Below are 22,879 nucleotides of genomic sequence, written 5' to 3' on the forward strand. Positions count from 1 at the left end.
ATACCACCATCGTTGCAGGCATAAACTTTTCACTTTTTGTCCCACATGGGTCAAAAATTATATTCCTACTCCAGGCCAGGCCCACATTTAAAAAAACCTCTTCGGGAAGTTTCCCCGAAGAAGGAGCATAAATCTGTCAGACCGTCTGGCTTTTGGCCACTTCGACACATTTGTCGACGTAGTCGTTGCCAAGTTTCTGCATCACTTTATAGCTTACTGCAGCACCGATGACCCTGCTGAGGAGCGGGATGATCCCAAACTTAGTGAGCTTGGAATTCTTGGACCCCCTCTTCAGCAGCATCTTGGTCGTCTGGCTGCCTATGAATTCGCTCCCGATGCTGGTCGCCATCACGGCCGCACGGTTCATCAGGTCGTCGGAAATGTCATTCACCTGATTGTGGTCGAAGCCGAAGATCTCTTCGGCCTCCTGTTTGATATCCTTCATCAGCTTCATATCCGTACCGACATCGAGCAATGGTATCGGCAGGGCGGCTGCGATGGAAGAGTATAGGGATTTCTGATGGACCATTTCACGGGCTTTCTGTTCTTTTTCCTCTATCTGCTGTTCGGTGAGCGGTTGGGCGCACATATTCAAAACTCCTTTGCACATTATTTTGATCATTGTCGCTTTGAATATACCCATTTTGCTCCACTGATAACCAACCTACTTGTTGATCTGAACTGTAACCACCTTGAGGTACTTGCCGTTCTTGTATCCCTTCACTGTCGGATAGTCCTTGGGCAGTCCCTTGACATCTACAAGCGTATAGGAATATCCGGCATTGGTCAGCGTCTTGTCGATCTGACGCTTGAACTGATTCAATGTAAAGGACTCCAGGTTCTGGCTGAGTATCAGATGGCCCCCTGGCTTCAGCACTTTAAGCGCCTCCCCGATGAGCTTCGGGAAATCCCGCTCCACTTTGAACACCTTTTTGCCGAAGCGTGAGAAGCTCGGCGGGTCGATCAGTATCGCATCGAAGCGCTGCCGGTTCCGCTCCGCATATTTCAAGAACTCGAAAGCTTCCATTATATAGATGCTCTGGCCCTCAAGCGACATATTGTTGGCATTGAAGTTTTCTGTAATCAGTTCCCTGCTCCGCTTCGCCAGGTCGACGCTTGTCGTCATCATTCCACCCTCTCTCGCTGCGATTGAAAATGTCCCGCTGTAGCTGAAGAGGTTGAGGAAGGATTTCGCATTGGATGGGTTGTGCATCAGCGTCTTGCGTGTTTCGCGCTGATCCAGGAACAGCCGAGTCATCGGTCCTTCATCGAGATGGACACTGTAGATCATCCCGGATTCCTTTACAGTAATGGGAAATTCGACATTCCCCATGATGCGTCGGTTTATCGTCTCCATCTTCCCCTGATTGCTGAAACGCGTCTGCTCCGTAATGGAGTCCGGTTTCAGCTCCACCATCAAAGTCTTGATGATCAGGTCGCGGATCTTGTAGATGCCCCGGGAATAGAAGGTGATGAGGAGATGGTTGTCATAGTTGTCGACGGTGAAGCCGCCGATGCCGTCCCCGATTTCATTGAAGAGGCGGAATGCCGTCGTATCCTCCTGATTGTATAGGGGCGCGCGCTTCTCCAGTGCTTCCCTGATCCGCCGGCCAATGAAGGCATCGTCTATCGCCTCCTGCTCATCCCGCGTCAGCACCCAGCCCTGGGCCTTCTGCTCAAAACTGATCATGGCGATGCCGATCAGCCTGCCATAGGTATCTTCTAGCTTGACGATTTCGCCATCCTTCAGGAATGTGTCGTCGCTCAAGTCTTCTCTATCTATGTTCAGCTGCCCATTCATATAGGCACGTTCGTGTCCTCTTTTCAGCTGTATCGTATTCATCAAAACGTCTCCCTTTCTGTCATGAAGGTGTGGAATAGACTTGCGGCCAGACTGCTTGTCCGGTCATCGGTATCAAGGGCCGGGGCCACTTCACTGATGTCGAAGCTTACAAGATTGGAAAGCTTGGCAAGTTGTGCCACCATACCATGAATTTCCTGCGCCGTATAGCCGTTCTGGGCAGGCATGCTCGTGCCGGGTGCCACACTCTGCTGCACCGAATCCATGCAGAGCGTCCCGAACACAGCATCATATTCCGACAGCTTGGAGAGGGTGCGTGCGTATACGTCTGTGGACCGCACTTCATCCATCATTGCATAGTGCACGCCCAATGCATCCGCCGTATCGAACAATGTCCTGGTATTTCCGGAAGACTGGATTCCGAGGACATGATAGTCGATGTTCCGATCTTCGGATAGGATCTGGTGGAACATCGTACCGGAAGACGGCCTTTCATCCCGCAGGTCGAAATGGGCATCGAAGTTCACCACCGCAATCCGCTTGTCCGGATAGGCATTCCGCACACCGAGGTAATGGCCGTAGAGCGTCTCATGACCGCCGCCGATGATGAGCGGGAACTGGTCGCAGGCGAGCACCTCCCTCACACATTCACCGAGGGCCTCCTGGGAAGCTTCCAGATCCTCATCTCCCACGACACTGCCGTAGTCGTATACAGGTTCCGTATAAGGCAGTGATGCCATCTTCTGCCGGACTTTCACCGGCCCATCGAATGCACCGGTGCGCCCCTTGTTGCGCCGCACCCCTTCATCAGAGCGGAAACCGATGAATACCGGTACGCTGGCAGGCGTCTCTTCACTCCACTGGCTGATGACCTGATGCACACGTTCCTTCACATCCGGATTGTCTGTTCTCCCTGTAAAAGTATGATGTTCAATATGCTTCATCTGTTATCTCCCCTTTTCATGAAATTCCTTGAATATGCTTATGATGAGCAGCGGTGTCGTCAATAGGACGAGCAGGATGTTGAATGGCAGTATGAACAGCGACAGTTCCACGTCCCTGAAGAGGGTGATGAAAAGGCTGACCGTCACTTTCAGCCACAGGGCGGTGATGACGATCATCTGACGGTGGTAGTACTTGTTCTGCGTCATGTTGAAGAATGTCGTGAACAGGTAAGCCACTGCCAGGGCGAGGGCGATGAACAGGTTGACCCATTCATATATATACTGCATGTCGGATATTCTGAAATACCCTTCTGTGAAGACCCCATGCCGATTATTGAATTCAATCAGGACGAAGATCAGCACAAGCGTCCCGAGCAGCAGTTCCATATAATTCGGCCTGAGCCAGGATGGAAACTCGATTTCCATGAATGTCTTCACCCTGTGCAGCAGCCCATTGCGCATGTCATACAGCTGTTTTGAAAATCCCAGATATTCATCCGGGTGCAGCCTGCGCTTCCTGTTCTTCCGGGATAATGTCGCCTGGTCCCCCTTCTTCGGCTTCTTGAGGAGGTTCTTCGACTTCGACAGGAAGACCCCCACCCAGAGTGCCATGAGCGACAGCACCCAGAGGATGCCGAAGAACATGTTGATCGATAAAACATCCGTCGGGGACAGCGTCCTATCGATATTCGAATAGACGGCAGTCTGTGTAAAGAAATAGGCCAATCCATAAAAGGCCAATATGACCATGTAGTGCTCCTTGCGGTGCCTCGGATCCAGCTGCTCATTGAAGATGTTGTAGAGCATATGTACGATGAATGCCAGCAGGAACAGGAGTGCAAACCATCCGTACACCTGGAACATCAGCAATGTCGTCAGCAGGAACAGGAAGAACGAGAGACCGATGAAGAAGAATGACAGCTCCGTATCATATTCCGTTGTTTTCCGTATGAGCTGGGCGACCTTGAACATCCCAAGACCGAAGAGTATCGACAGGATGCCCGCGATGATCGGAAACCCGCCGATGACCATGCCCAATATGTTCAGGACCTCGACAAAAAAAGCATCGAACAGATCAAAGAACGTATCTATCTGCGGCGTCTCCACGGCATCTCCATTGCCTCTGATTCTGCCTGTATTGAACAGTATGAACAATCCCAGAATGACAAAGAACACCCCCAGGAGGACGCTGATTATCACTTCACTTTGTTGCTTCAACCACTTCATTTGATTTCACCTCAATATCCCTTCCCATTATAGATGAATTCCTTCCCGAATGCATGGAATGACCCATCACCGGAAAAAGAAATATCAAAAGTTTGTTTAGGAAATCCCAGCCATGGGTATACCTCAACTAACAGCAGATAAGTAATTAATATATATGATATCAACCCAAACTAAGTATCCCTAGGAGTGATTTCAATGGACTTTAAAGATAGAGATAAGAAATCCGAAATCGAAGATGCAGCACAGGAAGCCCGCACCAAGGAAAATCCATCGGAAGAGATGGATACCGAAGCGGACAGAAAAGTGGACAAAGGGAAAGATCTTGAGCGGGACGAATCCGGTTCTGAAAAGACTGAGGATGAAATCCAGGATTCATTCGAATAGCAAAAAGGCGTTGCCATTACACGGACGGTGTTCTGGCGACGCCTTTTTTGTGGATTTTTATTTTTGAATGGCCCAACTGTCACTCGTTGTCTTCACCAATGACAATTGGAGGCCCAACTGTCACTCGTTGTCTTCACCAGTGACAATTGGAGGCCCAACTGTCACTCGTTGTCTTCACCAATGACAATTGGAGACCCAACTGTCACTCGTCAAATGCATCTATGGAGATAGATGCTGATCATTCCCGGTTCAATGCCCTTTTGGCGATATCCCTTCTCAGGAAAAGGGCCCCCTCGTCAAATTTCACTTTGTCCACATTGGAATAGGCCGCTTCTACAGCCGCTTCGATCGAGTCGCCTTCGCCGGTGACGAGGAGCACACGGCCGCCGCTTGAGTGCCATGCATCTTCCGCCTGCTCAAGACCGCTTACATAGCACGCATCGCGTACCGCATCAAAATCGATGGTATGCCCTTTTTCATATGCCATCGGGTAGCCCGCACTTGCGAGCATGACTCCCACCTGATATGCAGGCGAAAATGTCAGCTCAAATGGCTCCTTTTGCTCCACCTTTTCAAGCACATCAATGAAATCATCCTCCATCAGTGAAAGCAGGATCTGCGCTTCGGGGTCGCCGAAGCGCGCATTGAATTCAATGACTTTGACGCCATCCTCCGTCACGATGGCACCGAGGTAGAGGACACCGAAGTAGTCGAGTCCTTCCGCCACCATCGCACGCGCCATCGGTTCGACGATCTGTTCGACTGCGGCCCGCCTCACCGGCTCTTTTATATGCTCGACCGGGGCATAGGCACCCATGCCGCCGGTATTCGGTCCTTCGTCACCATCGAATGCACGCTTATGGTCCTGGGCGATGATTTCAAAGGAATGCGTGTACTCGCCGTTGACGAGCACCATCAGGGAGAACTCCTCCCCTTCCAGGAACTCTTCTATGACGACCGGCGCATCCGTATCTTCCATCAGTGCATCCAGACCCGCCAGCGCCTCATCCATATCCGTAGCGACGACGACGCCTTTGCCTGCGGCAAGCCCATCCTTTTTCAGCACAATCGGCGCCCCCACCGATTCTATGTATCGATAGGCAGCATCATAGTCAGTGAAGGATTCATACTTCGCCGTCGGAATCCCGTGACGCTCCATGATGTCCTTGGCGAATGCCTTGGAGGACTCGACCTTGGATTCTTCCTTCCTGGGTCCGAACACTTTGATGCCCTTCCCTTCCAGAAAATCCGCCACGCCGCCGCTTAGCGGTGCTTCCGGACCGACGATCACCCACTCCACCGCATTACTTGTGCAAAGATCCGCCATCGCTTCGAAATCGGTCTCTCCGATTTCCGGATGCACTTCTGCAACATCCCGCATGCCGTCGTTCCCGGGCATGACGAAGACCTTATCCACACGCTCCGAATCGGAGAGCTTCCTTGCGAGTGCGTGTTCCCTGCCCCCGCCACCGATTACAGCAACATTCATAAAAACGCTCCTTCCGATATTAAAACAGCCGGACGCATCCGGCTGATATCCATTATTAGTGTTTGAAATGCCTCATGCCTGTGAAGACCATCGCCATGTCATTCGCGTTGCAGAAATCGATGGATTCCTGATCGCGCTTCGAACCGCCCGGCTGGATGACCGACCGGATGCCATGCGCATGGGCGAGCTCGACGGTATCCGGCATAGGGAAGAAGCCGTCACTTGCCATCACGACATTGTCGCCGAGCTCAAGTGCACGGTCGATGGCGATCTTTAGCGCCCCGACACGGTTCATCTGCCCGGCACCGATGCCGACGGTCTGCTTCTCATTCGCAAGGACGATCGCATTGCTTTTGACATGCTTGGACACTTCCCAAGCCAGTGCCATCGCCGTCATCTGTTCACGCGTCGGTTTATTCTCCGTAACGACCTTGATCTCGTTCTCCTGGAGTGCGCCGGTGTCCTGAGACTGGACGAGATAGCCGCCGGATACGCTGACGAACTCCTCAGCATGCTCATCCTCACGGAAGTCCGCTTCGAGCAGTCTGACATTCTTCTTCTGCGTCAGCACTTCGAGTGCCGCTTCATCAAAACTCGGCGCAATGATGACTTCAAGGAAGATGGAATGGAGCTGTTCGGCCGTTTCGCGGTCGACCGTCTTGTTGAGCGCGACGATGCCGCCGAAGATGGATTGGCTGTCCGCTTCATGGGCGTTCCTGAAGGCTTCGGCAATCGTCTCACCGGTGCCTACACCGCAAGGGTTCATATGCTTGACGGCGACTGCCACCGGCATCGTGAACTTCTTGGCGAGCTGGAATGCGGCATCGGCATCACGCAGGTTGTTGTAGGACAGGGCCTTCCCGTGCAGCATATCCGCATTCAGGATCGTATTGCGGTCCTCCGTGGTCCGGACGAGCCGTGCCGACTGGTGTGGATTCTCGCCGTAGCGGAGCGTCTCTTCAGCCTGGCTGAAGTGGTTGACGATCGCCTGGTCGTAGTCGTTCGTATGGCGGAACACTTTGATCATGAGGGAGCGGCGGTATGTCTCATCGAGCGTATCCGATTCTATGCGCTGGATGACTTCACCATAGTCTTCCGGCGAGACGATCGTCGTGACATGCTTGAAGTTCTTCGCAGCCGCACGCAGCATGGTCGGTCCACCGATGTCGATGTTCTCGACCGCATCATGCTCCGTCACATCCTCCTGCGCCACCGTCTCCTTGAATGGATAGAGGTTCACTGCCACCAGGTCGATCGGCTCAATGCCCTGGGATTCGAGCGCAGCCATGTGTGCTTCGTTGCTGCGATCCGCCAGGATGCCGCCATGGACGGCAGGGTGGAGCGTCTTTACACGCCCGTCCAGTATTTCTTCGAACCCTGTCAGTGTGCTGACATTCTCTACCGGGACCCCGAAGGATTCAATCGCCTTCAGCGTGCCTCCTGTGGAATAGATTTCATAGTCATTGCGTGCAAGACCGCGCACGAATGGTTCAAGTCCTCTCTTATCAGAAACGCTAATGAGTGCTTTCTTCATCATCTCTCTCCTTTAGAACTTTTTTGATGGCTTTTGGATAGAGTGCATACTCCGTCTCATGTATTTTGTGTGCGACCGCTTCAAGCGTGTCCCCTGCTTCTATCATCACGGGCATCTGGTCGATGATTTCCCCGGTGTCGATGCCGGCATCGACGAAATGGACGGTCACGCCGGTCACCTTCACCCCGTACTCATAGGCATCACGTATGCCGTCCCTGCCCTTGAAGCTCGGCAGCAGGGAGGGATGCACATTGATGATGCTGCGTTCGAAACTTTCGATGAAGCCGGCCGACAGGATCCGCATGTACCCGGCGAGCAGCACATATGAGATGTCATATGTCCGGAGTGTTTCGATGATCGCCGATTCATGCGCCGATTTCGACGAATGCTCCCCCCGTGGATGGACCACATATGGAATGCCGAGCCGTTCTGCACGGTTGATGGCAAAGGCATCTGCGCTGTCGGTGACCAGTACGGCGATTTCGATGCCGATGTCCCCGGCCCGATGCGCCAGATTTTCAAAATTAGTCCCCCCGCCGGAAGCGAGGACGGCGACTCTAGTAGCCATGGATCGTCAGACCGCTTCCATCGGTCACTTCCCCGATCACAAGCGGTGATTCTCCGGCTTCTTCCAGGATTCCGAGTGTGCGGTCCACATCGTCCTGAGCGACACAGAGTATGAATCCAATCCCCATGTTGAATACATTATACGCTTCTTTACGGTCCATTTCCCCCAAGGAGATGAGCCAGTCGATGATTTTCGGCACTGCAATTTTAGACACATCGATGTCGATCCCTGTGTCTTCACGGAATGCACGCGGGATGTTCTCAAGGAATCCGCCGCCTGTAATATGGCTCATCGCCTTTACATCGACCTCTTCCAGGACGGAAAGTACACTCTTTACATATATGCGTGTGGGTTCGAGCAGCAGGTCCATGATCGGTGTGCCCTCCAGTGTATCGTCTACATCCACCGAATAGTCAGTGAGCCATTTCCTGACGAGGCTGTAGCCGTTGGAATGGATGCCGCTTGAAGGGAGGCCGATGATCCGGTCGCCCGGCTCTGCATTCGAGCCGTCGATGTATTTCGTCTTCTCCACCGCGCCGACGCTGAATCCGGCGATGTCATATTCGCCTTCTCCATACATGTCCCCCATCTCGGCAGTTTCGCCGCCGATGAGCGCACAGCCCGCCATCTGGCAGCCTGCTGAAACGCCTTCGACGATCTGTTCGATATGTGTCGGGACCACCTTATTGACCGCGATGTAGTCGAGGAAATAGAGCGGCTCTGCGCCTGTCGTCAGGATGTCGTTGACGCACATCGCCACGGCGTCGATGCCGATGGTGTTATGGCGGTCATGATCGATCGCAAGCTTGAGTTTCGTGCCGACCCCGTCCGTTCCGGAAACGAGGACTGGGGATTTCATATTCAGGCTGGACAGGTCGAAAGCCGCACCGAAGCCGCCGAGTCCGCCGATGACCTCCTTGCGCATCGTCCGTTTGACATGTGATTTGATCTGGTTGACTGCCTGGTATCCGGCCGTGATGTCCACGCCGGCATCTCTATACTGTTCTGACATGTCAGACCCCTTTCGTTTTCAGATCCTTCTCCTGTGGCAGGAGGCGATCGATGATTTCAATAGGATAATTGCCTGTGAAGCAGGCGTCACACTGGCCTTTGGAGCCATAGGAATAGTATACATCATGCATCGCATCAACCGACAGGTACGTCAGCGAATCGGCACCGATTTCATCCCGGATCTCCTCCGTGGATTTCTGGGATGCGATGATTTCTGCATGCGTCGAGACATCGATGCCGTAGAAGCAAGGATTCTTGAGCGGCGGGGAGGATACACCCATATGCACTTCCTTCGCGCCGGCCTTCTTCAGTGCCTTGACGATGAAGCGGCTTGTCGTACCCCGTACGATGGAGTCGTCGATGACGATGATGCTTTTTCCCTCGACGACATCCCTTACAGGAGAAAGCTTCATGCGCACTGCACGTTCGCGTGCTTCCTGCCCTTTCGAAATGAACGTCCGGCCGACGTAGCGGTTTTTGAGGAGCCCCTGCTCCTGCGGGATGCCGGATGCTTCCGAGAATCCTTTTGCCGCTGCCAGGCTCGAGTCGGGTACACCGACGACGATGTCCGCATCGACATCCATTTCCCGGGCAAGCTCACGCCCGAGCGATTTGCGGATGGTATATGTCGAAGTATTGCGGAATTCGGAATCTGCACGTGCAAAATAGATGTATTCCATCGAGCACATGTTGGGATGGCGGGAATCCGTGTAGTAGTCATACTCGATGCCCTTGTCACTCAGTGTGATCAGCTCTCCCGGTTCGATATCCCGGATATACTCTGCACCGATGGCCGTGAAGGCACATGTTTCACTCGCCACGCAGTAGGCCCCGTCCACCATGCCGAGCATGAGCGGACGCACACCGTGGTCATCCAGCGCGATCGTCAGTGAATCCTCATCCAGGATGACGAACGCGAACGCACCTTTAAGCTGGCGCAGCGCCGTCTTGATGCGCTGCTTCCTGTCCGGGCTCTTATTTTTGCGGATCAGGTGCGCCAGCACTTCGGAATCGGAGGACGTCTGGAAGATCGCCCCGTCGTCCTCGAGCGCCTCACGTACACTGATGGCGTTCACAAGGTTGCCGTTGTGGGCAAGTCCGAGGTCGCCCTTGTGGCTTTTGAACAGGAATGGCTGGACATTCGATATCTCACTGCCGCCCGTCGTGGCATAGCGGACATGTCCGATGGCATGCGGAAACGTTTCAAGAGACATCAGCTGCTCCCTCGACAGTGCTTCCGTCAGAAGTCCCATGCCGCGGGCACCGAAAAGGTATTCCCCGTTCGAACAGACGATGCCTGCACCCTCCTGCCCCCGATGCTGCAGGCTGTGGAGTGCCATATACGTCAGTTCGCTGGCCTGCGGATGGTTGAATACGCCGAATACGCCGCATTCTTCATTCAGTCCGTGGATGTCATACATTGCGGGATTGCCCCCTCCCAAGTATTTGAAATCGCGTCTATGCTCCGGTCGATGGTCAGGTCGTGTGTACCGATATGGAATCCTTCGTCCGTCAGTCTGCCGATTTCTTTGCCGTCCCTGATGTCCAGGCCGGCGGGTGCAATCACAATGTAGCGGGAAGCATTCTCTGCGAAAAGGTCCTCCCCGTCAAGGTCGATCTCCACTTTCATGCCGAGATGGTGGAATGCTGAAAGCTGGGCCAGTTTGATGGCGATGCCGCCGCGGCCGACCGGTGCTATTTTCTTCACTTCACCATTGATGAGGCGTCCGCGGAGATCCATGCCGCGTGCATACTCGAGTTCCAGATCGATGTCGCGTGTCTGCTTCCTGATGTCATTGTCGATCAGTTTTTCGATCTGGCTGCCGGCAAATGATTTGGTCGTCTCACCGACGAGGTAGACTGCATCACCAGCTGAAATTTCTATGCCGGCCATGAAGTTGACATCTTCGATCAGCCCGACCATACCGATGACCGGTGTCGGGAGGATGGTGCCCTTGGATTCGTTGTACAGGCTGACGTTGCCGGATACGACAGGCGTCGACAGCATTTCGCATGCTTCCGCCATACCGCGCGTGGAAGCTTCAAGCTGGTGGTAGATCTCAGGTTTTTCCGGGCTGCCGTAGTTCAGGCAGTCCGTCATCGCAAGCGGCAGTGCACCAGTCGAAATGATGCTGCGGAATGTCTGTGCCACCGCTTCCTTGCCGCCGTTCAACGGATCGGCATAGACATAGCGGCTCTTGCCGTCGATTGCCATGGCGATCGCCTTATCCGTGCCCTCCACTCTGACGACGCCTGCGCCGAAGCCGGATTTCTGGACGGTGTTCGCTCCAACCTGGTTGTCGTACTGTTCATATATATAGCGTTTCGAACCGTGCGTCGGATGGCCGATGAGCGCATCGAACACTTTGTTCAGATCCTGATCGCTGTAGCTGTATGTTGTTTCATCCTGCGCCGGCGCCTCGCCTTCGAGGATGTAGACCGGTGCTTCATCGGACAATGGCTGGACCGGAATATCCGCATATTTTTCATCATGGAAGAAAAGTTCCAGATGGTCGGTATCCGTCACTTCACCGATGACAGCAGCATCGAGCTCGTAACCTTCGAACATGTCGAGGAACTTGTCCTCGGATCCCGCTTCGACGACGAGCAGCATGCGCTCCTGCGTCTCCGACAGCATCATTTCATACGGTGTGATGCCTTCTTCCCTGACCGGCACCTGATCGAGGTGGAGCGCAATGCCGGACTCGCCCTTAGCGGCCATTTCAGCGCTTGATGAAGTGAGTCCTGCCGCACCCATATCCTGGATGCCGACGAGTTCCGGCTGCCTGATGGCATCAAGTGTCGCCTCCATCAGCTTCTTGCCGGTGAATGGGTCGCCGATCTGGACCGACGGGCGCTTCGATTCGGATTCATCCGTCAGTTCCTCTGAGGCGAATGTCGCCCCATGGATGCCGTCGCGGCCTGTCTTGAGCCCGACGTAGATGACCTTATTGCCGATGCCTTTGGCTGTGCCCTTCTGGATCTTGTCATGGTCGATCGTACCGACGCACATCGCGTTGACGAGCGGGTTGCCGTCATAGGAAGGGTCGAATTCCACTTCGCCCGAGACCGTCGGGATGCCGATGCAGTTGCCGTAGCCGCCGATGCCTGCAACGACACCGCGCAGCAGCCGGCGGTTGTTCGATTCTGAGAGTTCGCCGAAACGCAGGGAGTTCAGGAGGCCGATCGGGCGCGCACCGATGGAGACGATGTCGCGGATGATGCCGCCGACTCCCGTGGCTGCGCCCTGATAAGGTTCTACAGCCGATGGGTGGTTATGGGATTCCACTTTGAATACGACTGCCTGGTTGTCGCCGATGTCGACGACGCCGGCACCTTCGCCCGGCCCCATCAGTACACGGTCGCCCGTCGTCGGGAACTGCTTCAGGAATGGCTTCGAATGCTTGTAGGAGCAGTGCTCGCTCCACATGACCGAGAAGATGCCCGTTTCCGTGTAGTTCGGCTGTCTGCCGAGGATCTCGACGACCTTGTCGTACTCGGAATCGGTCAGCCCCATATCGGCGTAAAGTTTTTCATTCAGTATATCCTGTTCAGTCGGTTCAGTGAATGTGATCATGATTAGCCTCCCAAGCGTTCATTTTTTCAAAAAGCCTCAATCCATCGTCGCTGCCGAGCAGCGTTTCGAGCGCACGTTCAGGATGCGGCATCAGGCCGAATACATTGCCCGCTTCGTTGACGATGCCGGCGATGTCCGCCCTGGAGCCGTTTGGATTGTCATTATATGTGAGTACGATCCTGTCGTTTTCGACAAGGGTGTCGTATGTCTCGTCATCGCAGTAGTAGTGCCCTTCGCCATGTGCAACCGGGAAGGTGACGGCCTCTCCCTTTTCGTAACCGCTGGTGAATGCCGTTTCATTGTTCGTGATTGTAAGCACTTCGTTGCGGGAGATGAACGTATGCGTATCGTTGAAGATGAGTGCTCCCGGCAGCAGGCCGATTTCGGTCAGTATCTGGAATCCGTTGCAGACGCCGAGCACCGGCTTGCCTGCTGCCGCCGCCTCTTTTATGGCCCGGGTGATCGGTGACACACTCGCCATCGCGCCGCTCCTCAAATAGTCGCCGAATGAGAAGCCGCCCGGGATCAGTACGCCATCATATGCTTCGAGGGAAGTCTCACGGTAGTCGACATACTCCGCCTCGCCGCCTGCCTTGATGGCCGCGTTCAGCATGTCCCTGTCACAGTTCGACCCTGGAAATTTCACGACTGCAAATTTCATTATTGGGACACCTCGTCAAGGATCCTGTAAGTGTACGTTTCGATGACCGTATTGGTGAACAGCTTCTCGGACAGCTGGCGCACACTGTCGTCGATCTTTGCATCATCCGTTTCATCTATGTCGAAATAAAGGACCTTGCCGACGCGGATGTTGTTGATTTCATCATGGTCGAGCTCGTGCACCGCGCGGTTCAGTGCCTCTCCTTGCGTGTCCAGTACCTGTGGTTTCAGTGTGACGATCAGTTCTACCTTTTTCATTATCTAATGGCCTCCATCTTGTTATAGAATGCGGTGTACGTATCGAGCAGTGAGCCTGTGCTGTTGCGGTATACATCCTTGTCGAAGTTCTCCTTCGTCTCCATGTCGACGATGCGGCATGTATCCGGTGAAATCTCATCTGCAAGGACGATGTTTCCATCCTGGTCCTTGCCGAACTCTATCTTGAAGTCGATGAGGGAGAGGGACATCTCTGCCATCATGCGACTGAGCACGCTGTTTATCTTCAGTGCAGCTGCCTTCAGGGCTCTGATCTCCTCAGTTGTCGCAAGCCCGAGCATCAGCACGTGGTCGTCCGTCAGGATCGGGTCGCCGAGGTCGTCATTCTTGTAGAAGAACTCGACGAGGGGCGGATCGAGCGGCTGGTGGGATTCCAGTCCAAGGCGCTTGACGATGCTGCCTGCAGCAAAATTTCTGACCACAACTTCGAGCGGGATGATGTCGACGGCGCGGACGAGCTGTTCCGTCTCGCTGATGCGTTCCACAAAGTGTGAATCGACGCCGTTTGATGCCATGTATTCGAAGATGTCGGCGGAAATCAGATTGTTGAGGCGGCCCTTCCCTTCAAGGAAATCATGCTTCTCACCGTTGCCTGCCGTCACTTCGTCCTTGTATTCGATGCGGTAGACGCCATCCGTCTCCGTCCTGAAGACCCGTTTCGCTTTTCCTTCATATAAGAGCATTATGCTTCGACTCCCCTGATAAATTTTTGTTCCAGATGATCGAGTGTCGTGTCGACATCATCCGTAAGCAGTGTCACATGGCCCATCTTGCGGGCAGGTTTGCGGCCCGTCTTGCCATATACATGTACGTGCCAATCCGGCTGGCTGAACAGTGTATCCTCCAGACGATTGAGATCGTCGCCGAGCAGGTTCATCATGATGGCCTGCTGATGCTGGCGGACTTCCGGCATCGGGTGGTCGAGCAGCGCCAGGATATGGGCATCGAACTGGCTGATGCTGCAGGACTCGATCGTGTGGTGGGCCGAGTTGTGCGGCCTCGGCGCAATTTCATTGACATACAGCCGGCCGTCCCGGTCGATGAAGAATTCCACTGTGAACACGCCGACGAAATGCATCGCTTCCATGATCTGCTGCACGGCGCGCTTCGCCTCTTCTGTGTAGTCGATGCGTGAAGGGGCAATCGTACGGTAGAGGATCTGGTCCTTGTGGAGATTCTCCTGCAGCGGGAAATGGGTGACCTGGCCGCTTGTGCTGCGTGCCGTCGTCAGGGAAACTTCACGTTCCAGTCGGAGATATTTCTCCACCACCCATTCCGCTTCGTCGAATGGGATGGATGCTTCTGCAAGGTCCGCTTCCGTTTCAATCACCATCTGGCCCTTGCCGTCGTAGCCGCCCGTCGTCGTCTTGACGATGACCGGCAGGCCGTGTGCATCGATGAAGCTGTCCAGTACGTCCTTATCCTCAACTTTCTGATAAGGTACGATGTCGGCGCCCGCCGCCTGTATCGCCGTCTTCTCGAGATCGCGGTTCTGGAGGGTGAGCACCGTTTCCGCACCCTGCGGCACGTTATAGTCATGGACGAGCGTCCGGAGAATATGCGCATCGATGTTTTCGAATTCATAAGTGACGACGTCGGATAGTTCACACAGTTGCTTCAATGACTCGAAATCACTGAAGGGCGCGTGGATGAACGTATGGCACGTCGCTCTTGCCGGTGCATCCTCCGATGGATCGAGTATGGCCACCCTGTATCCCATCCTGAGCGCACTTTGGGCGAGCATCTTGCCGAGCTGGCCGCCCCCGATGATTCCGATTGTACCTCCGAGACTAATTGAGCTCATCCTGCATCGCCTCCACTTTCTCTTCCAATGATTTCGTGTATGCCTCGAGTTTGTTATAGATTTCCGGTTCTCCCACTGCAAGCATCCTCGCCGCCAGTATACCGGCATTCATGCTGCCTGCCTTGCCGATCGCCGTCGTCGCCACCGGGATGCCACCCGGCATCTGGACGATGGACAGCAGGGAATCCAGACCTTGCATTGCCTTCGATTCGATCGGTACGCCAATGACTGGGATGTTCGTCATCGAAGCCACCATGCCCGGGAGGTGTGCAGCCCCGCCAGCGCCCGCTATGATCACTTTGATGCCGCGCGATTTCGCACTCTTAGCATATTCCATCATCATTTCAGGTGTACGATGGGCACTTACCACTTTCTTTTCGTACGGTATTGAAAAAGTATCCAGCATGTCACCTGCATGCTTCATCGTCGGCCAGTCCGAAGAACTGCCCATAATTATTCCAACTGTCATGAATAAATACCCTCTCTATATCCAAATGTTTTTTTCTCAAGTTCAGCTTAACAATATGGGTGCCGATAATCAACATAAAACGAACATTTATATATATGTTTATTTAATAGTTTGTGTTTAGTTATATTAAAGCTTGTGTGTACAAATGATTATACGGTATTTGCACTTAATGGGAGGACCCTGATTAAAATGTGATAAAATAAGCAATTTCATTAAATTGATATGGAAATCTTCAATAAACTCATGGATAATGGAGTAGGAAAATCTTTTAGGAGGCGTTTCTAGATGACAGCAGAACTTTTGAACGGCAGGGAAATCGCGAAGGAATACCGCGCCGGCCTTGCCGAAGAAGTTGAGAGATTAAAAAGTAAAGGCATCACCCCGAACCTGACGGTTGTGATCGTCGGCAATGATGGTGCCTCTTTGAGCTATGTCCGCTCAAAAAATAAAGCAGCCGAGAAGATCGGCATGACATCAGATATCGTCCACCTTGATGAGGACACATCTGAAGAAGAGGTGCTCAGCACCATCGACCGCCTGAACAATGACGATGCAGTAAACGGCATCCTCGTCCAGGTCCCGCTGCCGAAGCAGGTCAGCGAGGAGAAAGTCTTGGAAGCGATTGCACCGCACAAGGACGTCGACGGCTTCCATCCGGTGAATATCGGCCGGCTCTATACAGGCCAGCGCACCTTCGTACCATGTACGCCGCTCGGCATCATGGAACTGCTCAAGCATACCGGCTCCCTCGAAGGGAAGGACGTGGCAGTGATCGGCCGCTCCCACATCGTCGGCCAGCCTGTGGCCAAGCTTCTCACCAATGAGAATGCCACTGTCACACTCATGCATTCCCGTACAAAGGACATGACGGCAAGACTCAAGGATTATGATGTCATCGTAAGCGCCGTCGGTGCACCAGGCCTCGTGACTGGCGAACACCTCAAAGAAGGCGCCATCGTCATCGATGTCGGCAATACAGTCGTCGATGAGAAGCTCGTTGGAGACGTCGATTTCGACTCCGCCAAGGAAGTCGCCAGCTACATCACGCCAGTACCAGGCGGCGTCGGTCCCCTGACCATCACAATGGTACTCAACAACACACTGCTCGCTGCAAAATGGAACAACGACATCGAGTAGCTTCATTTTATGTATGAATAAAGCCCGGACGGCATGAGCTGTCCGGGCTTCTGTGTGTGGAATCATATGACAATTAGACCTCCAATTGTCATTGGCGGAAATCACGAGTGACAATTAGATCCTTTTATTCCTGATTCCAGTCCTTATACCTGAAGTTCATCCCTCCAAACAGGTACTCCATTACTTCACCCGGATTTACATATGCAGCATGCCTGCCACGCGCCGCCACCCTGAAATATTTGATCAGGATCGAACGGATGTACCGCTCCCCCACCGTGCCACCCAGGAAATGATGGATGTCCGCCACACGCAGCATACAGTCATTGCGGATGACGCCATATTCGCAGATCGACCGCAGCACCGCCTTCTCCTTCGCCTCCCGATATCCGCAGCCAAGACATCTGAAATGATAACGCATCATTTCATGCTCAAACTCCCCACAACGATGGCAGCGCACCCCCTTATCCACCTTCAAATAAAGGGATGCGTCACATCGAGGTGGTGGATACGGACAATCGATGAAGAATGCTTCGATCTCCCTGCACAACACATCAATCGGCATGCGTAGCCGCGGCTGCGCGCCATCCATCTCCAATATATGCTTCTTCAGCACATGGCGCATCACCACCCTGTCCTGGACCGCACCTTCTGCCTCAAACGAAAGATGTTCGTTGATGAAGACGATCCTCCCTTCAGCCGGCACTGACGGATCGATTTCCCCGAGCATAAACGTCACCTTTTCCATCGACCGCTTCAACTGGACGAATATGTCCTTGATGAGCGGCCGCCCGTTCACCGACCAATTTCCACCACTATACGCATACTCCCCAGAATAATTCTTTACATCAAAAATGAAGATCCCAGCCTCACTCACGGTCATCGTATCAATTTGTGTCGGTCCGCCGGCATCAATCCACACATCACGATATACCCGCCACCTTTCATCACCGAATTCCTCAATCCAACCGTCGAATTCACACTCCCCCGCATGACCAATATCAAGTGCACCAAGGCGCCGCCTGCCCGATTCGTCCAACCCATTCCTTTCCGCCATGACCCTCAGCCACTGATGTTCCTTCGTCTGCTTTCTTTTCTCCATAATAAAAACCCCCTTACCCTATATATGGAGGAAAGGAGGCATTCTCATTTTTTTTATCTGCAAATATTTTATTTAATCCAAGTTAATAAATTGACTCTCACTTACACCTCAGACTTCCCTAGTTCCTGATGATGATGTAGACCAGATATGTGATGTAGGCAAGAAGCAGGACTGCACCTTCCCTCCGGCCGATCTTGAAGTGTGTACGTGAGAAGATGAGCAGCAGGACGGTCAGTCCCACCATCACCCAGCCATCGAAGAACAGCTTCGATTCTGCAGCAATCGGTGCCACAGTGGACGCTGTACCCGTAACGAAGAAGATGTTGAAGATATTGCTGCCGACGACGTTGCCGATGGCCATGTCGCCCTTGCCCTTGAGGGCTGCTGTGACCGATGTCATGATTTCAGGAAGTGAAGTACCGATCGCAACGATCGTCAGACCGACGAGTGCTTCGCTCATGCCGAGTGACAGCGCAATCTCGGTTGCACTGCTGACGACCATCTCACCACCGATGATGATCGCGATGAGACCGCCGATGGTGAAGAGTATATTCTTCAGCCAGGATTCGCCTGTGTCCACATCGACCTTCTCCACTGTACTGGAACGGTTCTTCATGGCCATTTCGAATACATAATACAGGAAGACCGAGAAGAACAGCAGGATGATGATCCCGTCACCGCGGTTGATGATGTTCGCACCGGCCCCCTGCAGTGCCACGTCGGCCATAAGTATCATCAGGACGATGGCTGCAAGCATCGCAAATGGAATCTCCTTGCGGACGGTTTCACTCTGGACGGTCAGCGGTGCAATCAGGGCCGTCAGACCGATGACTACCGTGATGTTCACGATGTTGCTGCCGATGACGTTACCGAGTACGACACCCGGGCTGCCCTCAAGGGCCGCAAGGATCGCCACTGTCGCTTCAGGGGAACTCGTACCAAGTGCAACGATGGTCAGCCCGACCAGGAGCGGTGATACATTGAGCTTCACTGCGATGTTCGAGGCGCCCTCGACGAAATAGTCCGCCCCTTTGATCAGCAGCACAAAGCCGATTACCAGAAGTATATATTCCAAAGACGTCATCTCTCTTTCTCTCTATATTTTATTTAATACATTCCCTCTGAATCAAAACAAAACACAAAAACTTTTCTTTATAAGAGGAGAATCCTCCTCCACCCGTCATTCCTTTTCCACAAGGAAAGTGATGATGAGGAAGAGCAGGAAGGCGATGAGCAGGATGCTGCCGCCGACGATGAAATAGATCATGTTGAATGTTTCGTTGAAGTTGAACGGGTTGAGCATATAGAAGTACATGCCGCTTGTAAGTGTCACTGCACCGACCATCCCCGTGATGCCGTGGATATGTACAAGCAGCTTATTTTTAATGGTGTAGACGCTGTAGAATATTCCCCATGCAAACATGGACAGCCATCCGACAAGCAGCACATGCGTATGGATTGGACGGATGCTGTAGTCCATCTCCCCGGCCATCTGCGACCCGATGAATACACCGAGCAGGCCGAATACCGATGCCACCCGTATAAAGTTGATACCCCATTTTCTTTCCATTATGAAGCCTCCTGAATTTTTAAAAGTCGTCTGGAAGATTTTCCTTCTTCCATCCATCATTATAATATAAACCATTTTTGGACAAAAAACACACCCATCCGAATCTGGAACGGATGGGTGCATTCTATATATGAAAAATCGTTGGACACATATTAAACTTTCTGCATGCTCATCTTCGGACCGAACGGCTCGAAGTGGATGCGCGAATTATCGATGCCCATGCCATTGAGCTCGGCAATCATCGGGTTCATGAAGCGCATGGAGCCGCAGAGGTAGATTTCACGGTCGTCACTGCCTGCAAAATTGCTGCTGTTCAGGTAACCCTCAGTATCACTGTACTTCACTTGGATATCTGCACCTGCCGCCTGCAGTTTCTCGAACTGGTCCTTGAACGGCAGATGGTCCTCGTTGAATGTGCTGTATACGAATTTGACATCTTTGCCTTTGGAGACCGCCTCTTCAGCCATGGCCATGACCGGTGTCGCACCGACACCTCCTGCGATGAAGAGCAGTTTGTCGTGGTCTTCCTCAACCTTGAAGTCGCCTGCCGGTGCAGAAAGGAAGAGTGCGTCGCCTTCTTCGATGCCGTCGTGGAGATAGTTGGATACTACACCCTTATTATCATCGACGACTTCACGTTTGACTGCGAATGTGATGCCATCCTCTGCATCATTTGAACAGATGGAATAGTGGCGCAGTGCCTCATAAGGATAACCGGAAGGCTTCACCTTCACCGTAATGTACTGTCCCGCTGTGAATGCCTTGTCCACATCACCGGAATCCACTGTGAACCTGACGATATCAGGCGTCATGACTTCCTTCTTCCTGACGATGAATGGTTTGAAGCCATCCCAAGCAGCAGCCTGGTACATGTCAGCCTCCACATCGATGAATACTTGGGCGATTTGATTGTAGTAGTCTCCCCATGCATCGATGATTTCAGGTGTCGCCTGGTCGCCAAGCACTTCCTGGATGCCTTCAAGCAGATGTTTCCCGACAATCGGATAGTGTTCCGGTCTGATCTCAAGGGCACGGTGTTTGTGCGCAATGCCGACGACGTGAGGAACGATCGCATCAAGATTGTCGATGTGCTTAGCTGCAGCCAATACCGTCATCGCAAGTGCCTTCGGCTGGTCGCCGATCTTCTGATTCGTCTGGTTGAAGATGTTGAGCAGTTCAGGATGGGCCTTGAACATATTCTGATAGAATGTGGAAGTGATTTCGGTGCCGTGTGCTTCCAATACTGGAATCGTCGCTTTGATGACCTCTTTTTTCTCTTCAGTAATCATATTAATAAAACCCCTTCGGTCATAAGATATATTTTCAATACATCTTTATAATACGTTAATATGAAATGGTTTTCAAGTGGTTGTGCTCTATTTCACAATTTGTTCACAGAATAGTTCCGTTTCGGTGAGCTTTATTTATATAGGGAATGAATGCGTGTATAATTATATGAAGGAGATGATTACAGTGAAACTGACATTGTATACGGACTACTCTTTGCGTGTACTGATGTACCTCGGCATGCGTGATGAGGAGAAGATCCAGATAGATGAGATCGCGGGCTACTATAATATTTCGAGGAACCATCTGACGAAAGTGGTGCACCACCTGGCAAAGCTGGGCTACATCAAAACTGTCCGTGGCCGTGGCGGGGGGATTATGCTAAACTATAGACCAGAAGCGGTCAATATAGGGGAAGTCGTCCGTCAGACGGAAGATAATTTCCATATGGCCGAATGCTTCTCGGAAGGCAACGAATGCGTCCTGACACCCGTGTGCGGGCTGCGTTTCGTGCTGAATGATGCCCTCAAGGCATATCTTGAAGTACTCGATAAATATACATTGCAGGATATTATTCCAAAAGCAATCCCGAGGTGACCATAATGAACTCAAGTACAATAATAAAATTCATGGCCGGCCTGCTGCCGGTAGCCCCCATCACAGGGGAACTGCTGGATGAAGAACTTCAGCAGGCCGAAGTTTCCGAAACAAAGACGGAATCGGAAGACCAGACTGATTCCAAGTACGCCGACTATGAGGGTCCGACGATGGAAGAGGAAATTGCAGCCCACAGCGGCAATGTGCCAGCCATCAAAGGTACCGGAGGGTATAACGTTCAAGTCGGGGACGATTTCGACCCGCTTGCCGGCGTCTATGCGGTCGACAATACGGACGGGAACATCACCGGAAACATCGAAGTGACATCCAACAATGTCAACACCAATCAGCCGGGCACCTATAACGTCTCATACCGTGTTGAAAACAGCCGGGGGGCCTATTACGAGTATACGCGTGTGATTGAAGTATCGAATGCTGCCAGTGATCCGGTGCCGATGATTCCACCGACCGAAGCACAACTTTCAGGTGACACCGGGAAAACTGAATCAGCTGAGGATGACGTCTCCAGCAGTTCGGCCATCACATTCCTCGGGCTCGAAGATGTTACCATTCCGCAAGGATCCGAATTCAATCCCAAGGAAGATGTCGCAATCATCGATGTGGACGGCAGTGACATCACCCACCGCACCCATATCTCAGGCGAAGTCGACACCGATACACCGGGCGAATATACGATCGCCTATGCGGTGTTCGATCATTTCGGCGACCCTCACGCTAAGGCACGGACGATTACAGTCGAATAGATGGAATTGCAACGCTCCTGGGCTCAGGAGCGTTTTTTGGTGCCATGATCCCCCAGCATCGTCCGAAAATAAAAAAATCCAACCCGGGAAAGGGCTGGATGAATTTACTGCTTCATGATTTCAAATCTTTTTTTGTGGACACTCAGTCCGATCAGCCGAGCTGGGCTGAAATTTCGCGGTTAAAGTCTTCCAGGTCATCCGGTTTGCGGCTCGTGACCATGTTATGGCAGACCACAACGGATTTGTCATGCACCTTGGCACCTGCGTTCTCAAGATCCTTCCTTACAGAGATGAAGGAAGTGATGTTGCGGTCCTTCAGCATGTCGGTATCTATGAGTACTTGAGGACCGTGGCAGATGGCGAATGTCGGCTTGTCTTCCTGCAGGAAGTGTTTTGCGAATTTGCCGAAGCGGCCCTGCTCGTCACTGCGCAGCAGGTCCGGGGAGAATCCGCCTGGTATCAGAATCGCATCATAGTCTTCAGGCTTTACATCTGCAATGCCTTTATCCGCCTTGAACTTGCCGCCCTGCTTACCTTCTATTTCTCCGGCTTCCGGTGCAATGACTTCCACCTCATGGCCTTCATTCTGAAGCGCCTCGACCGGGCTTGTAAATTCTACATCTTCTACCATGTCAGTCATGATTACTGCGACTTTCTTTGCCAAAATCAATCACTCCTTAA

General features: G+C 52.7%; 24 protein-coding genes. 4 read left to right on the forward strand and 20 right to left on the reverse strand.

Annotation, left to right across the window (positions count from 1 at the left end; genetic code table 11):
- Positions 1-136: 136 nt before the first annotated feature.
- The 4 genes from EDC33_RS04260 to auxA form a co-directional block, all read right to left on the reverse strand.
- Positions 137-589, reverse strand: coding sequence for a hypothetical protein (locus EDC33_RS04260; RefSeq protein ID WP_124010262.1), 453 nt, complete (start codon positions 587-589; stop codon positions 137-139).
- A 75-nt stretch (positions 590-664) separates the two neighbouring features.
- Positions 665-1,843 (reverse strand): class I SAM-dependent rRNA methyltransferase, encoded by a 1,179-nt coding sequence (locus EDC33_RS04265; protein WP_124010263.1) that lies wholly within the window; start codon positions 1,841-1,843, stop codon positions 665-667.
- Positions 1,843-2,745, reverse strand: coding sequence for a formimidoylglutamase (gene hutG / locus EDC33_RS04270; RefSeq protein ID WP_124010264.1), 903 nt, complete (start codon positions 2,743-2,745; stop codon positions 1,843-1,845). Before hutG ends, EDC33_RS04265 begins: the two co-directional genes overlap by 1 nt.
- A 3-nt stretch (positions 2,746-2,748) precedes the next feature.
- Complete coding sequence (gene auxA / locus EDC33_RS04275; RefSeq protein ID WP_094905900.1) at positions 2,749-3,972, reverse strand: lipoteichoic acid stability factor AuxA; 1,224 nt, start codon at positions 3,970-3,972, stop codon at positions 2,749-2,751.
- A 195-nt stretch (positions 3,973-4,167) separates the two neighbouring features.
- Here auxA and EDC33_RS04280 point away from each other — a divergent pair, with 195 nt between their 5' ends.
- Complete coding sequence (locus tag EDC33_RS04280) at positions 4,168-4,356, forward strand: hypothetical protein (RefSeq protein WP_040106913.1); 189 nt, start codon at positions 4,168-4,170, stop codon at positions 4,354-4,356.
- A gap of 238 nt (positions 4,357-4,594) precedes the next feature.
- Here EDC33_RS04280 and purD read toward each other — a convergent pair whose 3' ends face one another.
- From purD to purE, 11 genes are read right to left on the reverse strand one after another with little or no spacing between them, the layout of a single operon-like run.
- On the reverse strand, positions 4,595-5,845 hold the full coding sequence (purD, locus tag EDC33_RS04285) for a phosphoribosylamine--glycine ligase (protein WP_124010265.1): 1,251 nt from the start codon (positions 5,843-5,845) through the stop codon (positions 4,595-4,597).
- 55 nt (positions 5,846-5,900) lie between these two features.
- The gene (gene purH, locus EDC33_RS04290; protein ID WP_124010266.1) at positions 5,901-7,379 is read right to left on the reverse strand and encodes a bifunctional phosphoribosylaminoimidazolecarboxamide formyltransferase/IMP cyclohydrolase; all 1,479 of its coding nucleotides are present in this window, start codon (positions 7,377-7,379) and stop codon (positions 5,901-5,903) included.
- Positions 7,360-7,947 (reverse strand): phosphoribosylglycinamide formyltransferase, encoded by a 588-nt coding sequence (purN, locus tag EDC33_RS04295; RefSeq protein WP_124010267.1) that lies wholly within the window; start codon positions 7,945-7,947, stop codon positions 7,360-7,362. Before purN ends, purH begins: the two co-directional genes overlap by 20 nt.
- Positions 7,937-8,959 carry a phosphoribosylformylglycinamidine cyclo-ligase gene (purM, locus tag EDC33_RS04300; protein WP_124010268.1) on the reverse strand — a complete coding sequence of 341 codons (1,023 nt, stop codon included), beginning with the start codon at positions 8,957-8,959 and terminating at the stop codon, positions 7,937-7,939. The genes purN and purM overlap by 11 nt, the downstream gene beginning before the upstream one ends.
- Before the next feature lies 1 nt (position 8,960).
- A complete protein-coding gene (gene purF / locus EDC33_RS04305; protein WP_124010269.1) occupies positions 8,961-10,379 on the reverse strand; it encodes an amidophosphoribosyltransferase in 1,419 nt (472 codons plus the stop codon).
- On the reverse strand, positions 10,358-12,535 hold the full coding sequence (purL, locus tag EDC33_RS04310; protein WP_124010270.1) for a phosphoribosylformylglycinamidine synthase subunit PurL: 2,178 nt from the start codon (positions 12,533-12,535) through the stop codon (positions 10,358-10,360). Before purL ends, purF begins: the two co-directional genes overlap by 22 nt.
- A complete protein-coding gene (gene purQ, locus EDC33_RS04315) occupies positions 12,519-13,196 on the reverse strand; it encodes a phosphoribosylformylglycinamidine synthase subunit PurQ (protein ID WP_124010271.1) in 678 nt (225 codons plus the stop codon). Before purQ ends, purL begins: the two co-directional genes overlap by 17 nt.
- Entirely contained in the window at positions 13,196-13,453 is a 258-nt protein-coding gene (gene purS / locus EDC33_RS04320) for a phosphoribosylformylglycinamidine synthase subunit PurS (RefSeq protein ID WP_040106905.1), read from the reverse strand. The genes purQ and purS overlap by 1 nt, the downstream gene beginning before the upstream one ends.
- A complete protein-coding gene (purC, locus tag EDC33_RS04325) occupies positions 13,453-14,157 on the reverse strand; it encodes a phosphoribosylaminoimidazolesuccinocarboxamide synthase (protein WP_124010272.1) in 705 nt (234 codons plus the stop codon). The genes purS and purC overlap by 1 nt, the downstream gene beginning before the upstream one ends.
- Positions 14,154-15,275 (reverse strand): 5-(carboxyamino)imidazole ribonucleotide synthase, encoded by a 1,122-nt coding sequence (purK, locus tag EDC33_RS04330; RefSeq protein ID WP_229716635.1) that lies wholly within the window; start codon positions 15,273-15,275, stop codon positions 14,154-14,156. Before purK ends, purC begins: the two co-directional genes overlap by 4 nt.
- Complete coding sequence (purE, locus tag EDC33_RS04335; protein WP_229716634.1) at positions 15,262-15,744, reverse strand: 5-(carboxyamino)imidazole ribonucleotide mutase; 483 nt, start codon at positions 15,742-15,744, stop codon at positions 15,262-15,264. Before purE ends, purK begins: the two co-directional genes overlap by 14 nt.
- 285 nt (positions 15,745-16,029) lie before the next feature.
- Between purE and folD the strand changes: the two genes are divergently transcribed.
- Positions 16,030-16,881 carry a bifunctional methylenetetrahydrofolate dehydrogenase/methenyltetrahydrofolate cyclohydrolase FolD gene (gene folD / locus EDC33_RS04340; protein WP_124010274.1) on the forward strand — a complete coding sequence of 284 codons (852 nt, stop codon included), beginning with the start codon at positions 16,030-16,032 and terminating at the stop codon, positions 16,879-16,881.
- Positions 16,882-17,005: 124 nt separating this feature from the next.
- Here folD and EDC33_RS04345 read toward each other — a convergent pair whose 3' ends face one another.
- From EDC33_RS04345 to EDC33_RS04360, 4 genes are all read right to left on the reverse strand, one after another.
- Positions 17,006-17,980: a nuclease-related domain-containing protein gene (locus EDC33_RS04345; RefSeq protein WP_124010275.1), complete on the reverse strand. Its 975-nt coding sequence runs from the start codon at positions 17,978-17,980 to the stop codon at positions 17,006-17,008.
- A gap of 118 nt (positions 17,981-18,098) precedes the next feature.
- Positions 18,099-19,055 carry a calcium/sodium antiporter gene (locus tag EDC33_RS04350; RefSeq protein ID WP_124010647.1) on the reverse strand — a complete coding sequence of 319 codons (957 nt, stop codon included), beginning with the start codon at positions 19,053-19,055 and terminating at the stop codon, positions 18,099-18,101.
- Between the two features lie 105 nt (positions 19,056-19,160).
- Complete coding sequence (locus EDC33_RS04355; protein WP_094905912.1) at positions 19,161-19,550, reverse strand: hypothetical protein; 390 nt, start codon at positions 19,548-19,550, stop codon at positions 19,161-19,163.
- 152 nt (positions 19,551-19,702) lie between these two features.
- Positions 19,703-20,839: a globin domain-containing protein gene (locus tag EDC33_RS04360; protein ID WP_124010276.1), complete on the reverse strand. Its 1,137-nt coding sequence runs from the start codon at positions 20,837-20,839 to the stop codon at positions 19,703-19,705.
- A gap of 184 nt (positions 20,840-21,023) precedes the next feature.
- Between EDC33_RS04360 and EDC33_RS04365 the strand changes: the two genes are divergently transcribed.
- Complete coding sequence (locus tag EDC33_RS04365; RefSeq protein ID WP_040106896.1) at positions 21,024-21,434, forward strand: RrF2 family transcriptional regulator; 411 nt, start codon at positions 21,024-21,026, stop codon at positions 21,432-21,434.
- A gap of 5 nt (positions 21,435-21,439) precedes the next feature.
- Positions 21,440-22,198 carry an immunoglobulin-like domain-containing protein gene (locus EDC33_RS04370; protein WP_124010277.1) on the forward strand — a complete coding sequence of 253 codons (759 nt, stop codon included), beginning with the start codon at positions 21,440-21,442 and terminating at the stop codon, positions 22,196-22,198.
- A gap of 151 nt (positions 22,199-22,349) precedes the next feature.
- Here the strand turns inward: EDC33_RS04370 and EDC33_RS04375 are convergent, their stop codons facing one another.
- On the reverse strand, positions 22,350-22,862 hold the full coding sequence (locus EDC33_RS04375; protein WP_124010278.1) for a type 1 glutamine amidotransferase domain-containing protein: 513 nt from the start codon (positions 22,860-22,862) through the stop codon (positions 22,350-22,352).
- Positions 22,863-22,879 lie beyond the last annotated feature (17 nt).

This window comes from Salinicoccus roseus (assembly GCF_003814515.1).
Lineage (GTDB): Bacteria > Bacillota > Bacilli > Staphylococcales > Salinicoccaceae > Salinicoccus > Salinicoccus roseus.

What these genes read in the sequence shown, in the direction of transcription:
- EDC33_RS04260 (WP_124010262.1), bottom strand. Translation starts at nt 589, where the DNA reads ATGTGCGCCCAACCGCTCACCGAACAGCAGATAGAGGAAAAAGAACAG.
- EDC33_RS04265 (WP_124010263.1), bottom strand. Translation starts at nt 1,843, where the DNA reads ATGAATACGATACAGCTGAAAAGAGGACACGAACGTGCCTATATGAAT.
- hutG (WP_124010264.1), bottom strand. Translation starts at nt 2,745, where the DNA reads ATGAAGCATATTGAACATCATACTTTTACAGGGAGAACAGACAATCCG.
- auxA (WP_094905900.1), bottom strand. Translation starts at nt 3,972, where the DNA reads ATGAAGTGGTTGAAGCAACAAAGTGAAGTGATAATCAGCGTCCTCCTG.
- EDC33_RS04280 (WP_040106913.1), top strand. Translation starts at nt 4,168, where the DNA reads ATGGACTTTAAAGATAGAGATAAGAAATCCGAAATCGAAGATGCAGCA.
- purD (WP_124010265.1), bottom strand. Translation starts at nt 5,845, where the DNA reads ATGAATGTTGCTGTAATCGGTGGCGGGGGCAGGGAACACGCACTCGCA.
- purH (WP_124010266.1), bottom strand. Translation starts at nt 7,379, where the DNA reads ATGAAGAAAGCACTCATTAGCGTTTCTGATAAGAGAGGACTTGAACCA.
- purN (WP_124010267.1), bottom strand. Translation starts at nt 7,947, where the DNA reads ATGGCTACTAGAGTCGCCGTCCTCGCTTCCGGCGGGGGGACTAATTTT.
- purM (WP_124010268.1), bottom strand. Translation starts at nt 8,959, where the DNA reads ATGTCAGAACAGTATAGAGATGCCGGCGTGGACATCACGGCCGGATAC.
- purF (WP_124010269.1), bottom strand. Translation starts at nt 10,379, where the DNA reads ATGTATGACATCCACGGACTGAATGAAGAATGCGGCGTATTCGGCGTA.
- purL (WP_124010270.1), bottom strand. Translation starts at nt 12,535, where the DNA reads ATGATCACATTCACTGAACCGACTGAACAGGATATACTGAATGAAAAA.
- purQ (WP_124010271.1), bottom strand. Translation starts at nt 13,196, where the DNA reads ATGAAATTTGCAGTCGTGAAATTTCCAGGGTCGAACTGTGACAGGGAC.
- purS (WP_040106905.1), bottom strand. Translation starts at nt 13,453, where the DNA reads ATGAAAAAGGTAGAACTGATCGTCACACTGAAACCACAGGTACTGGAC.
- purK (WP_229716635.1), bottom strand. Translation starts at nt 15,275, where the DNA reads ATGAGCTCAATTAGTCTCGGAGGTACAATCGGAATCATCGGGGGCGGC.
- purE (WP_229716634.1), bottom strand. Translation starts at nt 15,744, where the DNA reads ATGACAGTTGGAATAATTATGGGCAGTTCTTCGGACTGGCCGACGATG.
- folD (WP_124010274.1), top strand. Translation starts at nt 16,030, where the DNA reads ATGACAGCAGAACTTTTGAACGGCAGGGAAATCGCGAAGGAATACCGC.
- EDC33_RS04345 (WP_124010275.1), bottom strand. Translation starts at nt 17,980, where the DNA reads ATGGAGAAAAGAAAGCAGACGAAGGAACATCAGTGGCTGAGGGTCATG.
- EDC33_RS04355 (WP_094905912.1), bottom strand. Translation starts at nt 19,550, where the DNA reads ATGGAAAGAAAATGGGGTATCAACTTTATACGGGTGGCATCGGTATTC.
- EDC33_RS04360 (WP_124010276.1), bottom strand. Translation starts at nt 20,839, where the DNA reads ATGATTACTGAAGAGAAAAAAGAGGTCATCAAAGCGACGATTCCAGTA.
- EDC33_RS04370 (WP_124010277.1), top strand. Translation starts at nt 21,440, where the DNA reads ATGAACTCAAGTACAATAATAAAATTCATGGCCGGCCTGCTGCCGGTA.